The sequence below is a fragment of the Achromobacter sp. 1014246743 genome, assembly GCF_059760725.1.
The window spans coordinates 55,608-70,205 of the sequence record NZ_JCBANA010000011.1 but is presented as its reverse complement, the minus strand read 5'-3'; the positions used below and the strand labels follow the sequence as shown (position 1 = coordinate 70,205).

10 protein-coding genes are annotated in these 14,598 nt (G+C 68.5%); 5 read left to right on the top strand and 5 right to left on the bottom strand.

The genetic code is table 11. The features are described 5' to 3' along the window. Window positions 1-248: 248 nt before the first annotated feature. Window positions 249-3,755, bottom strand: coding sequence for an indolepyruvate ferredoxin oxidoreductase family protein (locus tag AC6LJ2_RS07075; protein ID WP_263914348.1), 3,507 nt, complete (start codon window positions 3,753-3,755; stop codon window positions 249-251). 138 nt (window positions 3,756-3,893) lie between these two features. Between AC6LJ2_RS07075 and AC6LJ2_RS07070 the strand changes: the two genes are divergently transcribed. Then, window positions 3,894-4,343, top strand: coding sequence for an Lrp/AsnC family transcriptional regulator (locus AC6LJ2_RS07070; protein ID WP_049071146.1), 450 nt, complete (start codon window positions 3,894-3,896; stop codon window positions 4,341-4,343). A gap of 355 nt (window positions 4,344-4,698) precedes the next feature. Here AC6LJ2_RS07070 and AC6LJ2_RS07065 read toward each other — a convergent pair whose 3' ends face one another. Together AC6LJ2_RS07065 and AC6LJ2_RS07060 are read right to left on the bottom strand one after the other, a co-directional pair. Continuing rightward, on the bottom strand, window positions 4,699-5,697 hold the full coding sequence (locus tag AC6LJ2_RS07065) for a Bug family tripartite tricarboxylate transporter substrate binding protein (RefSeq protein ID WP_498151076.1): 999 nt from the start codon (window positions 5,695-5,697) through the stop codon (window positions 4,699-4,701). 181 nt (window positions 5,698-5,878) lie between these two features. After that, window positions 5,879-6,754, bottom strand: coding sequence for an alpha/beta fold hydrolase (locus AC6LJ2_RS07060; RefSeq protein ID WP_263914344.1), 876 nt, complete (start codon window positions 6,752-6,754; stop codon window positions 5,879-5,881). 84 nt (window positions 6,755-6,838) lie between these two features. On the opposite strand from AC6LJ2_RS07060, the gene AC6LJ2_RS07055 reads away from it, so the two are divergent. The 3 genes from AC6LJ2_RS07055 to AC6LJ2_RS07045 all read left to right on the top strand — a co-directional run bounded on the left by AC6LJ2_RS07055 (window position 6,839) and on the right by AC6LJ2_RS07045 (window position 9,787). Continuing rightward, window positions 6,839-7,738 carry a LysR family transcriptional regulator gene (locus AC6LJ2_RS07055; RefSeq protein WP_263914343.1) on the top strand — a complete coding sequence of 300 codons (900 nt, stop codon included), beginning with the start codon at window positions 6,839-6,841 and terminating at the stop codon, window positions 7,736-7,738. A gap of 189 nt (window positions 7,739-7,927) precedes the next feature. Next, the gene (locus tag AC6LJ2_RS07050) at window positions 7,928-8,434 is read left to right on the top strand and encodes a hypothetical protein (RefSeq protein WP_025137607.1); all 507 of its coding nucleotides are present in this window, start codon (window positions 7,928-7,930) and stop codon (window positions 8,432-8,434) included. Window positions 8,435-8,593: 159 nt separating this feature from the next. Next, window positions 8,594-9,787, top strand: coding sequence for an MFS transporter (locus AC6LJ2_RS07045; RefSeq protein ID WP_445658130.1), 1,194 nt, complete (start codon window positions 8,594-8,596; stop codon window positions 9,785-9,787). Window positions 9,788-9,885: 98 nt separating this feature from the next. On the opposite strand, the gene gltX is transcribed toward AC6LJ2_RS07045, so the two are convergent. Further along, window positions 9,886-11,292: a glutamate--tRNA ligase gene (gene gltX, locus AC6LJ2_RS07040; protein WP_263914340.1), complete on the bottom strand. Its 1,407-nt coding sequence runs from the start codon at window positions 11,290-11,292 to the stop codon at window positions 9,886-9,888. Between the two features lie 120 nt (window positions 11,293-11,412). Here gltX and AC6LJ2_RS07035 point away from each other — a divergent pair, with 120 nt between their 5' ends. Next, window positions 11,413-13,854 carry a bifunctional acetate--CoA ligase family protein/GNAT family N-acetyltransferase gene (locus AC6LJ2_RS07035; protein WP_263914339.1) on the top strand — a complete coding sequence of 814 codons (2,442 nt, stop codon included), beginning with the start codon at window positions 11,413-11,415 and terminating at the stop codon, window positions 13,852-13,854. Window positions 13,855-13,903: 49 nt separating this feature from the next. Here AC6LJ2_RS07035 and AC6LJ2_RS07030 read toward each other — a convergent pair whose 3' ends face one another. After that, window positions 13,904-14,596, bottom strand: a complete 693-nt coding sequence (locus tag AC6LJ2_RS07030; protein WP_498151075.1) for an isochorismatase family protein — start codon at window positions 14,594-14,596, stop codon at window positions 13,904-13,906. Between the last annotated feature and the right edge of the window lie 2 nt (window positions 14,597-14,598).

Genomic DNA, 14,598 nt, shown 5'->3' with positions numbered 1-14,598 from the left:
CGAAATTGGATCTTATTGAGGGGGGTCGCAACGCTTGGACGGACGTATCCGTATGGCGTGGCCGACGAGAATCAGCGGTTAGGCGACCACAACATGTAGTGTAGCACCCCTCGTTGGACACTAATTCTAGTGATCGAGTACGACACCCACAAGAAGAAGATAGGACCAAGTTCCCAAAAGATTGTTACCAAATGCACCGGGCGCGCCTGCTAAGGCGCGCCCGGGACAGGACCGCTCAACGCGAGTGTTTATGCGGTTTTCCGCAGGGGTACATCGCGCGGGGCAGGCGCCGTATAGCTTTGCATCAAGCGAGCCAACTCTGTCCGGTACTTCTCGACGTTGGCTGCCTTGACGTGGCCGAAGCCGCGTATGGTTTCTGCAAGGGCGGCGATTGTAGCCGCTTGCGCGAGGGTGTCGCGATTCAACCCTGCAAGCAGCTGGTCTATGGTCTGGCGATACTCGCCGACCAGGGCGCGCTCCATCTTGCGTTCGGCCGTGTGGCCGAACGGATCGAACCAGGTGCCGCGCAGGCGCTTGAAGCGCGTGAGCAGCTTGAGTGCGGTCATGGTGCGCGGGCCCAGCGTGATCTTGCGTGGCACGCCGGTGCGCGGGTCCTTGCGGGCGAAGATCGGCGGGGCCATGTGAAAGCGCAGGCTGTAGTCGCCTTCGAACTGGCCTTGCAGTTGCGCCTGGAAGGCCTCGCCGGTGTAGAGCCGTGCAACCTCGTATTCGTCTTTGTAGGCCATCAGCTTGAACAGGCTGCGCGCCACCGCCAGGGCCAGGCGCGGCGTCTTGGCGTCGGGCGCCAGTTCGCGTTCGCGGGCCGCGACGCGTTCGACCACTTCGCGATACTGGCTGGCGTAGGCCGCGTCCTGGTAGGCGGTCAGGTCCTCGACGCGGCGGGCCACGGCGCGCTCGAACGTTTCGGGCACGTGCAACTGCACCACCTGGGCACGGGGGCGCAGCGCGCCGTCCAGCGCGTCGGGCTGGTGCGCGGCGAGGCGGCCGCTGTCGAACGCGGCCCGGTTGGCCGCAACCGCCACGCCGTTCAGTTCGATGGCGCGGTTGATGGCGGCCTGCGACAGCGGCACGCCGCCGCGCTGCCAGGCATAGCCCAGCATGAACATGTTGGACAGGATGCTGTCGCCGAACAGGGCCAGCGCCGCCTCGTGGGCGTCGATGGCGGCGGTGTTGGCCTCGCCCGCCGCGTGGCGGATCTTGGCCAGCAGGGCCTCGGGCCGCATGGCGGCGTCGGGGTTGCGGGTGAATTCGGACACCGGCGCGACGTAGGTGTTGACGGTGACGCGGGTGTGGCCGCGGCGCAGCGCGCCCAGCGAGTCCGGCGCGACCGAGGCGACCGGGTCGCACAGGATCGCGGCGTCGGCCTGCTGCCAGTCCAGCCGCACGGGGCCGGCGGGGGCGCCCGCCGGGGCCAGGCGGATATGGCTGACGACGGTGCCGCCCTTCTGCGCCAGGCCGGTCAGGTCCAGCACGGCGGCCGACAGGCCTTCCAGGTGGGCGGCCATCGAGACAATGGCGCCGATGGTGATGACGCCGGTGCCGCCCATGCCCGCGACCAGCATGCGGTAGGGGCGATCCAGCGCGGGCAACTGCGGCAGCGGCAGCTGCTGGATGAGCTGTTGCAGGTGTTCCTGGTCGGCCTTGGGGGCAGCGCTCTTGCGAGGCTTGCCGCCCATGACGGACACAAAGCTGGGGCAGAAGCCTTCCGCGCAGGAATAATCCTTGTTGCAGCTGGACTGGTCGATGGCGCGCTTGCGGCCGTAGGGCGTTTCCAGCGGCACCACCGACAGGCAGTTCGATTTCACGCCGCAGTCGCCGCAGCCTTCGCAGACCGCGCTGTTGATCAGCATGCGGCGCGCGGGGTCGGGGAACTGGTTCTTCTTGCGGCGGCGACGCTTTTCGGCGGCGCAGGTCTGGTCGTGGATGAGCACGGTGACGCCGGCGATCTCGCGCAGCTCGCGCTGCAGGGCGTCGAGCTCGCGGCGATGGTGCACCTTGATGCCGGGGCCCAGGTCCACGCCCTGGTATTTTTCGGGCTCGTCGCTGGTGACGACGATGCGGGCGACGTTTTCGCCGCGCAGCTGCTGGCAGATCTGCGGCACCGAGATCGGGCCGTCCACCGGCTGGCCGCCCGTCATGGCGACCGCGTCGTTGAACAGGATCTTGTAGGTGATGTTGGCCTTGGCGGCCACCGCCTGGCGAATGGCCAGGTAGCCGGAGTGGTAGTAGGTGCCTTCTCCCATGTTCTGGAAGATGTGCGGCATCCTGGTGTAGCGCGACAGGCCGATCCAGTCGACCCCTTCGCCGCCCATCTGGGTCAGGCCGCCGGTGTCGCGGTCCATCCAGGCGGCCATGTAGTGGCAGCCCACGCCGGACAGCGCCTGGCTGCCTTCGGGCACCTTGGTCGAGGTACTGTGCGGACAGCCCGAACAGAAGTAGGGCCGGCGGCGCATGCCGTCTGCGTCGTTGGACAGGGTGTCCTGGCACTCGAAGCCGGTCAGGTCGGCACCGGTCTGCAGGCCGGCGGTGCGCGACAGCCAGGCAGCCAGCGGGCGGGCCAGCAGCGACGGCCGCAACTGGCCGGCCGACGGCACCAGGGGTTCGCCGTCAAAGCCCTTCTTGCCGATGACGCTGGCGCGCTCGGGCAGGTTGAACAGCAGGTCCTTGAGCTGGGTTTCGACGACGGCGCCTTTTTCCTCGATCACGAGGATGTGCGACAGGCCGCGCGCGAATTCCAGCATGCGCTCGGCATCGAGCGGCCAGGTCAGGCCCGGCTTGTAGATGCGCACGGGCGCGTTGGCGGTGACGGTGTCCACGCCCAGCCGCGTCAGCGCCTCCATGGTGTCCAGGTGGGCCTTGCCGACGGTGACGATACCGACGGTGGCGCGCGGCGCCGGACAGGTCAGGCGGTCGATGCTGTGGCGGCGCGCGAAGGCGGTGACGGCCTTCATGCGCAGGTTCATGCGGGTTTCGACGGCCAGCGACAGGAAGTCGCGGGCGGAATATTCCAGCGCTTCGGGCGGCAGGTCGGGGTCGGCCGGCATGTCGTAGGCGACGATGGGCGCGGGCGTGAAGGAATGGCCGCTTTCGATGGTTTCGGAGACGGCCTTGAAGGCGACCCAGGTGCCGGCATGGCGCGACAGGGCCCAGCCCCAGAGGGCGAAGGTTTCGTATTCGTCGATGGAGGACGGATGCACGATGGGCATCTGCCAGCCGATCAGGGACGCTTCGCTGGCGTGCGGAATGGACGAGGACACGGCGGTGTGGTCGTCGCCCACGACGACGAGCACGCCGCCGTGGCGCGAGGCGCCGGCGGCGTTGCCGTGGTGCAGGGCGTCGCCGGCGCGGTCGACGCCGGGGCCTTTGCCGTACCACATGGCGAAGACGCCATCGACATTGCGGTCGGCGCGCACGCCGGCCTGCTGGGTGCCCATGACGGCGGTGGCGGCCATGTCTTCGTTGATGCCGGGCAGGAACGAGATCTGGTTGGCGTCCAGCGCTTTCTGCGCTTTCCACATGGCCATGTCGACGCCGCCCAGGGGCGAGCCACGGTAGCCGGAGACGAAGCCGGCGGTGTTCAGGCCGCGCTCGCGGTCGATGCGGCGCTGGGTGAGCATGATGCGCACCAGGGCCTGGGTGCCGGTGAGAAAGATGCGGCCGGTCTCGCGGGTGAGGTTGTCGGCGAGCTGGTAATCAAGGTCCAGCTGGGGCTCGGCGGCGGGGGTACCGTCCATCGTGAATACTCCTGTAGTCGGCACCATGATAGGTTCGTGCAGCATCAGGTTTATTGCGTTTTTGGATCGTGCTATCCCTATAATTCGCAATGAATATTTCGTATTCGCGGAATTTCGACCAAAACAGGAGACAAAACGATGGACAAGACCGATATCGGCATCCTCAAGGCCCTGCAGGAGGACGGCCGGGCTTCGGCGCAGCAGTTGTCTGAAAAGGTGGGGCTGTCGGCGGCGCCGGTGTGGCGGCGGGTGAAGGCGCTGGAGGCGAGCGGGGTGATCCAGGGCTATAGCGCGCAGGTGGATCGCAGCAAGGTGGGGCTGGGGTGCATGTTCGCGCAGATCAGCCTGGAGCGGCATTCGGCGAATACGGTGGAGAATTTCGAGCGGTCAGTGCGGGATGCGCCGGAGATTCTGGAGTGCTATGCGGTGACGGGGGATTCGGATTTTCTGTTGAAGATTCTTGTTGAGAGTCCTGAGGCCTATGATCGGTTTTTGCATCGGTTTTTGTTCAATATGCCGGGGATTCGGCAGACTCGGACGATTGTGGCTTTGCGTGAGATCAAGCATGAGTTGAAGTTGCCGCTTTGAGTTCTTAAGGCGCGCGTGACGGGGCAGGCGGGGTGAGGGCGGGGCTACGATTGCGGTCCGGAGCCTTCGCTCCGGACTGCCCCGTACTCATCCTCGTCCTCGCCTTCGGCGACTCCTACGGATTCCCTCGGGCGCATCTACACGCCCCGCCCTCACCCCGCCTGCCCCGTCACGCGCTCTTGATGAGGCTTAGCCTCGGGCCCTGGGGCGAATCGTGTGCTTGGCGTGGTTGCCAAGATCGTTTTTTGGGGGGGGGGAGGGGGGGGGGGGTTGGTTGTGCTGGGCCAACTGCTTTTGGGGCGGTTGGCCTTTCTTTTTGGATCGTCTCTATATATAGAGCGCTTTTAGTGTGGCTTTATTGGGGTTGTATCCCTGAGATCTTGATCCATTCCTTCCAGCGGGCGGTGTCTTCCTTGACGAAGGTGTCGAAGCGGGGGGTGTCCATGGCTTCGGGGGTCAGGCCCAGGGCGCGGAGTTTATCGGCGGTGGCGGTGTCTTTTACCGCGGCTTGGGTGGCGGCGTTCATTTTGGCGACGATGTCGGCCGGGGTGCCGGCGGGGGCGGAGATGCCTAGCCAGCCGGCGACGGTGAAGTCGGGGTAGTAGGTGGACATGGTGGGGACGTCGGGCCAGGCGGGATGGCGTTTGTCGGCGGTGACGGCCAGGGGGGCGAGGCCTTTGCCGTCGATCTGGCCCATGGCGGTGAGGTAGTCGACGAAGGCGAAGCCGATCTGTTTGCCGCGCAGGTCGGTGATGATCTGGGTGATGTTCTTGTAGCCGGCGGCGCCGATGTCGATGCCGGCGCGCTTTTTGAAGAGTTCGGCGGGGACCTGGGAGGACGAGCTGTAGTAGCCGAAGAAGACTTCGCCGGGGTGCTTCTTGGCGTAGTCGACCAGTTCGGGCACGGTGCGGTAGGGGCTGTCGGGGGCGACGATGCCGACGGTGCCGAAGGTGCCGAGCATGCCGATCTGGACGAAGTCTTTCTGGGCGTCGTAGGGCAGGCTCTTGTACAGGAACTGGTTGGCGGCGTGGGTGGAGTTGGTGGACAGGAGGAAGGTGTAGCCGTCGGCGGTGGCGTTCTTGGCGGCGTTGGTGCCGACGATGCCGCCGGCGCCGGGGCGGTCTTCGACGATGACGGTCTGGCCGGTCTGTTTGCCGAGGAACTGGGCGAAGGTGCGGGCGGTGAGGTCGGCGGCGCCGCCAGCGGCGGACGGGACGATGAGGGTGATGGGCTTTTCGGGCCAGCCGGCGGCGTGGGCCGCGCCGGCCAGCAGCAGCGTGGCGCTGGCGAACAGGGCGCGCAGGGCGGTGCGGCGCGATGGGGGCGTGGCGGGATGGGTTGGGGTGCGGGTCATGCTTGTCTCCTGGCGGCGCCAATGGGCGCCGTTATCGTTTTGGGCTGAGGCGGTGCGGCTTTGCTGCGGGGGCTTGGGTTTTGGGTGTTGGCTGGGTGGGTGTCCGTGTTTCGGCGCCTTGTTCGCGGTCGCTATGTGCGCGGCAGGGTACGCAGGGCTGGCTCTGGCGCCTCGTTCGGGACTAGCCGAATTGCCGGCGGTGCCAGTCCAGGATGGCTGCGGCGCTGGCCTGCCAGTGGTCGCCGTACATCATGCAGTGCGGCTGTCCGGCAAGGACGGCGTGGTCAAAGCCATAGAAGCGGGCGATGGCGCGGTCTTGCCCGGGCGGGTGGCGGTCGTGCGAGTCCAGGCCGGCTTCCAGGCACAGGCCGGGGGCGGTGATGGCAGCGGGGTCGACGGGAACGCACAGCAGGTAGCGCTCGTTGAGCACCCGGGGGCTTTCGGGCGTGAGGCGGCGCATGACGGCGCTGACGTCGCGGTCGGGCGAGGTGGCGAGAAAGCGGGCGCGGACTTCGGTGGCGGCGGGAGGTTGGCGAACGACGTCTTCGGGGACGGGTGGCAAGGCCAATGCGCCGGGCAGGTTGCCGGGCGGGGATGGCGCCATGAGGATGATGCCGGCGACGGGGCGCTGGGTGGCGGCGAGCAGGGCGGGGAGGGCGCCGACGCTGTGGCCGACGATGACGGTCGGGCCGTCCAGCGCATCGAGCGCGGCGACGACATCGTGGGCCAGGTCACTGACGCCGGCCTGGATGAAATTGGCGTCTCGGGGCAGCGGGCCGTGGCCGCGCACATCCACGGCGGCGCAGGGCAGGCCGGCGCGAGCGAAGTAATCCAGGTAGTGCGCGTAGCACCAGGCGCCATGGTAGCCGCCCGGCACGAACAACAGGCCGGGCCCGGCATGGGATGCGAAAGCGTCGGCGGGCCTGCGGGCGGGGGCGGCCCGGCCGATCAGCAGCCGGCCTTGTCCGACGTCATGGCTGGTCAGTCGGTCGGCCAGGCTGAAGTCCAGTGGATCGACATCGTGGGAAGCGGTGGGGGCGAGGGTGGTCGTCGTCATTGCGGCCATCTTAAGTGGCGGCCTATGATGAGAAAACTTTATTTTTCCTATAAATCGATAAGTTCTACAAAATCAGACCGCTCCATGCCCGCCTTGCCAGAACTGTCGATCACGCACTACCGCCACTTCCTGCTGGTGGCTGAATTGCGCAGTTTCCGCGCGGCGGCGGCGCGGGCGTTTCGCTCGCAGCCGGCGCTGTCGCTGTCGATCCGCGAGATGGAGCAGCGCCTGGGCCAGCCGCTGTTCGAGCGCGGCAATGGCAACGCGTTGACGCGGTTCGGGCAGGACTGCCTGCCGCTGGCGCGTGAACTGGTCGAGCATCATGACCGGGTGGCCGGCACCTTGTCGGGGCTGGCCAGCAACCAGGCCGGCACGCTGACGATGGCATCGGTGGCCACGGTGGCGACGCATTGGTTGCCCGAATTGGTGGCGACTTACCGCGCGCGCTATCCGGCGGTGGCGTTGCGTCTGTTCGACGACAACTCCGAAGGCGTCGAACGCATGGTGCTGGCGGGCGAGGTCGAACTCGGCGTGTGCAGCCCGGTGCTGCGGGACCGGCGTCTGTCGTTCGAGCCGCTCTTGCGCGACGCGTTCGGGCTGGTCTGCCATCGCGGCCATCCGCTGGCGGGCCGCAAGTCGGTGACCTGGCGCGAGATCGCCACCCTGCCGCTGGTGGGCACGGTGGCGCACCGGCAGTTGGCCGATTACCCGCAGGCGGCGTTCATGATGGAGCGGCAGGTGTTCGTGTCCAACATGATGTCGCTGCTGGCGATGCTGGAACGCGGCGTGGGGGTGACGGTGCTGGCGCAGTTGGGCGTGCCGCCCGAATCGCCCGGACTGGCCTTCGTGCCGCTGGCGCGGCCGCGCATCGAGCGCGAGCTGGGCATCACCCGACTGGCCGGCCGCAGCCTGTCGCCGGCCGCTGCGCGCATGGAAGAAATGCTGCGCGAAAAGGCTGCGCGCGGCGGTCGCACTGTCGTGTGAAACCAACGCATTTTTGCGTGTTAGCGCGGTAAAGCGGGCGCTTTTCCCGACGGACTGTTGCGCAATTGCACTTGGCGCGGATCGTCGTTGATTCTTCATGGACGCCTCTTTAGAGTGCGTGATGTTTGCTGCGCGAGGGGCGCGCCGATCTGAGCGGCGCGACGCGTCGACAGACGTGTTGAGGAAGTCATGAGCAGTGTGTATTTGCGTACGGCGGGCGTGGTCTGCGCCGTGTTGATCCTGGGCGGCTGTGTCGCCCGCAAACCCGCCTCCATTACCGAGGCCCAGCCCGAAGGGCCGCCCAAGCCGATGGCCTGCGTGCCGGCCAAGAGCGGCGATCCCATGGTCGGCACCTGGTATTCGAATTCGAAGCCGCGCGGCGTCAGCGGCGATTTCCAGGCCTTGACCGTGCTGTACGCCGACGGCCGCATGGCCTACGAAACGCAGCTCAAGATCGGTCGCAAGACGCGTCCGGCCCTGCGTGAAACCGGCTGCTGGAGCGTGGTGGACGGCATCTACACCATGCAGACCACGCAATCGAACGGCGAAATCGTCGATGCCGCCGATCCGATCTACGTCAACCGCTACCGCGTGGAAAAGGTCGAGCAGGCCAAGCTGACGCTGCGCGAACTGAAAAGCGGCGGCCAGGTCGTGACCGCGCGCCGCATGCCGCAGGGTTATCGCCTGCCATATTGAGGGCGGCGTCAGGCCGGAGGGCACGGCGAGCCGCCGGCGGCGCCACGCCGTGCGGCCGCCTTTCCCGCCGGGCGGACAGGCGCCGGCCCGCGGCGTCGCCAAGCGCGTCTGGCTGGAGTATGGTGCGAACTTCGCCTTCCATCCCGCCGCCGGTCTTCCATGCCTGCCCTTTCCTCTGAAGCGCGCGCCATCGCGCTCCTGGCCCTGGCCGCTTTCGTCAGCGCCAGCGCCTTTCGCATCTGTGATCCCATGTTGCCCCAGTTGGCAGCCGAATTCGGTGCCACCACCGGGCAGGCCGCGCGCGCGGTGACCGCGTTTGCCGTGGCCTACGGCGTGCTGCAGATGTTCTTCGGTCCGGTCGGTGACCGCTATGGCAAGTACCGCGTTGTCAGCGTGGCGACCTTTGCCTGCGCAGTGGGCAGTGCCGGGGCCGTCGCGGCCGAGACGCTGGACATGCTGGTGGTGTGCCGCGCCCTGTCGGGGGCCGCGGGGGCGGGCATCGTGCCGCTGTCGATGGCCTGGATCGGCGACACCGTGCCCTACGAGCGGCGCCAGGCGACCCTGGCGCGCTTCCTGACGGGCACCATTCTGGGCATGGCGACGGGCCAACTGGCCGGCGGCCTGTTCGCCGACACCCTGGGCTGGCGCTGGGCCTTTGCCGCGCTGGTGTGCGGTTATCTCGTGGTGGGAGTGCTGCTGCACCAGGAAGTGCGGCGCCAGCGCCGCGCCGGGCTGGGCGTGGTGGATCCCAACGCGCCCCGCCAAGGGTTCGTGGCGCAGGCGCGCCAGGTGCTGGGCACCCCGTGGGCGCGGGTGGTGCTGGCCACGGTGTTCATCGAAGGCCTGCTGGTGTTTGGCGCGCTGGCTTTCGCGCCGTCGTATCTGCACGAACGCTTCGATATCTCGCTGACCGCCGCAGGCGCGCTGGTGGCGGTATATGCGGTGGGCGGGCTGCTCTACACGGTGGTGGCGGGTCGCATCCTCAAACGCCTGGGCGAACGTGGCCTGGCGGTGGCAGGCGGGCTGGTGCTGGGCGTGGCCTTCCTGTCGTACTGGCTGGGGCCGGTGTGGCTCTGGAGCCTGCTGGCCAGCGTGCTGGCCGGCTTTGGCTACTACCTGCTGCACGCCACCTTGCAGACCAACGCCACCCAGATGGTGCCGTCCGCGCGCGGCACGGCGGTGGCGTGGTTCGCGTCATGCCTGTTCATGGGCCAGGCGGCCGGCGTGGCGCTGGCCGGCGCGGTGGTGGACGAGGTCGGCGCGGCGGTGCTGTTCGGCGGCTCGGCCGTGCTGCTGCCCCTGTTGGGCGCGTTTTTCTCGCGTGCGCTGAAATCCCGGCCCCAGGCGGCGTAGCGGCGCCAAGGCCTCGCGACATGAAAAAGCCCCGTCCGGCAACGCCGTTCGGGGCTTTTTGTTGGGGCCTATGCCCGGCGCGGGGCCGGGCGCGGCATTCAGATCGCGGCCAGGCGCTTCTGCACGGTTTCCTTGCCCAGCAGCGCCAGCACGGCATCCACCGCCGGCGTCTGGGTCTGGCCCGTCACGGCCACGCGCAGCGGAATCGCCAGTTGCGGCATCTTCAGGCCGCGGTCGGCCAGCACGGCCTTGATCAGCGCCGAGATGGCTTCGCGGGTCCAGTCGGTGCCGGCGGCGCGCTGGGCGAAATCGGCCAGGGCTTCGCGGGCGGCAGCGGTCAGGTGCTGCTCGACCAGTTCCGGGGCGGCCGGCTTGAATTCACCGCAGAACAGCATGGCGCCGTCGGCCAGTTGCTCGAGCGTTTCGGCGCGGTCTTTCAAGAGGCCCATGACGCCCGGCAGGTCGATCTTTTCCGGGTGGCCGCCGCGATTGGCCACGCGCGGGGCGACGCGTTCGGCCAGCTCGGCGTTGTCCATCTGCTTGATGTAGTGGGCGTTGACCCAGTTCAGCTTCTTGGGGTCCCACTGCGAGGCGGACTTGGACAGGTGGCGGGTGTCGAACCACTGCACCAGCTGTTCGCGGCTGAAGAGTTCGTCGTCGCCGTGGCTCCAGCCCAGGCGGGCCAGGTAGTTGATCATGGCCTCGGGCAGGTAGCCCTCGTTGTCGTATTCCATGACGTTGACCGCGCCGTGGCGCTTGGACAGCTTTTCGCCGTCCGGGCCGAGAATCATCGGTACGTGGCCGTATTCGGGCAGGGTGGCGCCCAGCGCGCGCAGGATGTTGATCTGGCGCGGGGTGTTGTTGACGTGGTCGTCGCCACGCAGCACGTGGGTGATGCCCATGTCCCAGTCGTCGACCACCACGCAGAAGTTGTAGGTGGGCGTGCCGTCCGGGCGGGCGATGATCAGGTCGTCGAGTTCGGTGTTGTCAAAGCTGATGGTGCCCTTGACCATGTCGTTCCAGGACGTGGCGCCTTCCTGCGGGTTCTTGAAGCGCACCACGGGCTGGCGGCCGGCCGGGATGGCGGGCAGCGTCTTGCCGGGTTCGGGGCGCCAGGTGCCGTCGTAGCGCGGCTTGTCGCCGCGGGCGCGGGCGGCCTCGCGCATGGCTTCCACTTCCTCGGGCGAGCTGTAGCAGTGGTAGGCGGTGCCGGCGGCCAGCATCTGCGCCACCACTTCGCGATAGCGGTCCATGCGCTGCATCTGGTAGAAGGGGCCTTCGTCAGGCTGCATGCCCAGCCAGTCCATGCTGTCCAGGATGGCCTGCACCGCTTCCGGCGTGGAGCGTTCGACGTCCGTGTCTTCGATGCGCAGGACGAAGGTGCCCTGGTGGTGGCGCGCGAAGGCCCAGGAGAACAGCGCGGTGCGGGCGCCGCCCAGGTGCAGGAAGCCCGTCGGCGAAGGCGCGAAGCGGGTACGGATGGGGGAAGAGGCGTTGGAAGTCATAGGTGGCAATGATAGCGGCTGCGGCGCCACAAAGCGGCGTCGGGCAGGGTCCACATCAAGCGGACGGCGGGGTTGTCTTGTTACGATGAACGGTATTTTAGATGAGCGCCCGCCCACGACATGCTGCGACACGCACTTGCCCCGATGTTCGAACCCAGTTCGCTGGTGATCGTTGCCGACCGGCCCCTGCCGGCGGCGGGCTCGCTGTCGCCGGCGCTCAAGGCGCGCACCACCTTCGTGGCCTGTGAAACCGGCGCCGCGCCCGACCTGCCCGGCACGCTGCAAGGCCTGGCCGCGGGCGAGCGCCCCGATCTGGCCCTGGTTTGCGTGTCGCCCGCCGTGCTGCCTGAAACGCTGCGCCGCCTGTCGCCGCTGGCGCCGCGCTCGGTCATCCTGCTGCCGCATCCGCTGCCCGATCCGTATCCGCGCGGCACCCTGGCGCTGTGCCGCGCCTGGGCCGAAGAAAACCGCTGCGAGCTGCTGGGCCCGCGCTCGTTCGGCGCCCAGCGGCCCCATGCCGGCCTGAATCTCAGCCAGCACCCCGTGCTGGCGCGTGCCGGCCGGGTGGCGCTGCTGGCGCAGTCGCGCTCCATCATGGCGGCCGTGATGGACTGGGCCGAAGACGTGCACATCGGCTTTTCCACCGCCGTGTCGCTGGGCGACGAAGCGGTGGTGGGCCTGTCCAAGGTGCTGGACTACCTGGCCAGCGATCCGCGCACCGACAGCATCGTGCTCTACCTGGAAGACGTCGGGCCGGCACGCGAGTTCATGAGCACCCTGCGGGCCGCGGCCAGCGTCAAGCCGGTCATCGTGCTCAAGGCGGGCCGGGCGGACACCGACAGCGCCGACGCCATCTTCGACGCCGCCCTGCGCCGCGCCGGCGCCGTGCGGGTGCGCTACTTCGTGCAGTTATTCTCGGCCGTGAAGGTGCTGGGCTATACCCGCCGTCCCAAGGGCCGGCGGGTGGCGCTGATCTCCAACGGCAGCGGCCCCCCGCAATTGGCCATGGACCTGATCGGCCCGGACGCCGCCGTGCTGCGCGCCGACCTGGCGCCGGCCACCCAGCGTGCGCTGGCGGCGATGCTGGAGCCCGACGCGGCCAGCGCCAACCCGGTCATCACCTACACCCCGCTGACGCCCGAACGCATCCGCGCCATCCTGGACACCGTGCTGGACGATGCCGGCGTGGACGGCGTGCTGGTGCTGCTGGCGCCCGATGCGCTGGCGGACATGCCCGCCGTGGCGCGTGAACTTGCGCTGATCGCGCCCAAGGCCAAGAAGCCCGTGGTCACGTGTTTCATGGGCGACGCCGGCATGCGGCCGCTGCGGCGCATGCTGGACGACGCCGGCACATCGGCCTTCCGCACGCCCGAATCGGCGGCCGATGCCTTTGGCGTGCTGGCCTCGCACCACTACAACCAGCAACTGCTGCTGCAGACCCAGCCGCCCGAACCGGCCACCCACGTGCCCGACCTGGCCGCCGCGCGCGACATCCTGGCGCGGGTGCGGGCCGATTGCCGGCGCGAACTCAATACGTCCGAGGTCCGCGCGCTGCTGGCCCTGTTCTACGTGCCGCTGCGCGACATGCCGGTGGACGTGGCGCTGGGCGAGCCCGAATCCCGCCCCATGGCCATCCGGGTGCGGCGCGATCCGCAGTTCGGCCCGGTCATCCGCTTCGGCGCGGGCGGCCCGGATGCCGTGCTGTCCCAGTCCGATCGCGGCATGGACCTGCCGCCGCTCAACGGCTTTCTGGCGCGCCAGCTGATCGAACGCAGCCGCCTGTGGCGCAAGGTCCTGGCGCCGCGCGTCGGCCACCAGGCCGCCGAGGCGCTGCAACAGGCGCTGGTGCTGGTGTCCGAGCTGGTGTCCGAACTGCCGGACATCGAAACGCTGGACATCGACCCCCTCTACGCCGGCGAAACCCATCTGCGCGCCGGCGGCCTGCGCATGACGCTGACCGACAAGCCGGGCTGCGAATCGCCGCAGACCACCGGCTATCCGCACATGGCGATCCACCCGTACCCGGCCCGCCTGGTGCAGGTGCGCCGCTTTGCCGATGGCATTCCGTGGGTGCTGCGGCCGATCCGCCCGGAAGACGCCCAGCCGTTGCAGGAATTCATCCGCGGCCTGTCCGAACGCTCGCGCTACATGCGCTTCGTATCGATGATGCGCGAGCTGACCCCGCGCATGGTGTCGCGCTACACCCAGGTGGACTACCACCGCGAACTGGCCCTGGTGGCCGCCACGCAGGTGCCCAACCCGGCCAACCGCGGCCATCCGCGCGAGGTCCTGGTCGGGTTTGCGCATTATTTGCGCAATCCGGACGGGCGCGGCGCGGAATACGCGCTGGTGATCGGCGACGACTGGCAGCGCCGCGGCCTGGGCCGTCAGCTGATGACCGCGCTGATCGACGCGGCGCGTGAGCAGGGGCTGGAATACATCGACGGACTGGTGCTGTCGACCAACCGGCCCATGCTGTCGCTGATGACCAGCCTGGGCTTTACCAACGACGCGGACCCCGAAGACCCGACCATGCGGCGGGTCTGGCTGAACCTGGGCTGATGCGGGGCGGCGGATGCCGCCATGCGCCGGCCGGGTTCGCGCAGGGCATTCAGGCGGTCTTGCGGGCCGCCTGCGCCGGGGTCAGTCGCGCTGCCGTTTCGTCCACCGACAGCACGTCGCCAAAGAACAGCAGCCAGCCATGCAGCGCGTGCTCGTGCTCGGCCGGCGTCACCGCGGCCAGCGCGTCGTCGACCATGATGGTGCGAAAGTCGCGCATCATCGCGTCGCGGGCGGTGGACTCGCAGCACACGTTGGTGACCGTGCCGGCGATCAGCAACGTGTCCACGCCACGCCCGCGCAGCAGCGGCTCCAGTTCGGACGAACCCGGCGCCATGGCGCTGTAGAAGCGCTTGGTCACCCGCAGGTCGCCGGCAGCGGGCCGCAGGTCCGGATGCAGCGCGTAGCCGGGGGAGTCGCGCCGCAGGGTTTCCAGGCGCCGCGCGCTGCGCTCCGGCGTCAGCATCACGCCGTGGTGGTGCGACCAGAAGGCGTCGGCGTTGTCGGACGCGGTCTGCACCCACACCACCGTGCCGCCGGCCGCACGCACCGCGTCGCACAGGCGGTTGACGGGTTCGACGATGCCGCGCGCGGCGGCGCATTCGCCCTGGTAGCCGGGCAGGGTGAAGTACTGCTGCATGTCGATGACCACCACGGCGCAGCGTGCGCCGGGCAGCGTGTCATAGGGGTGCAGGCAGCCCTGGCGGGCAATGACGCGGTCCTCGACCCATTGCGGAATCTGCATGG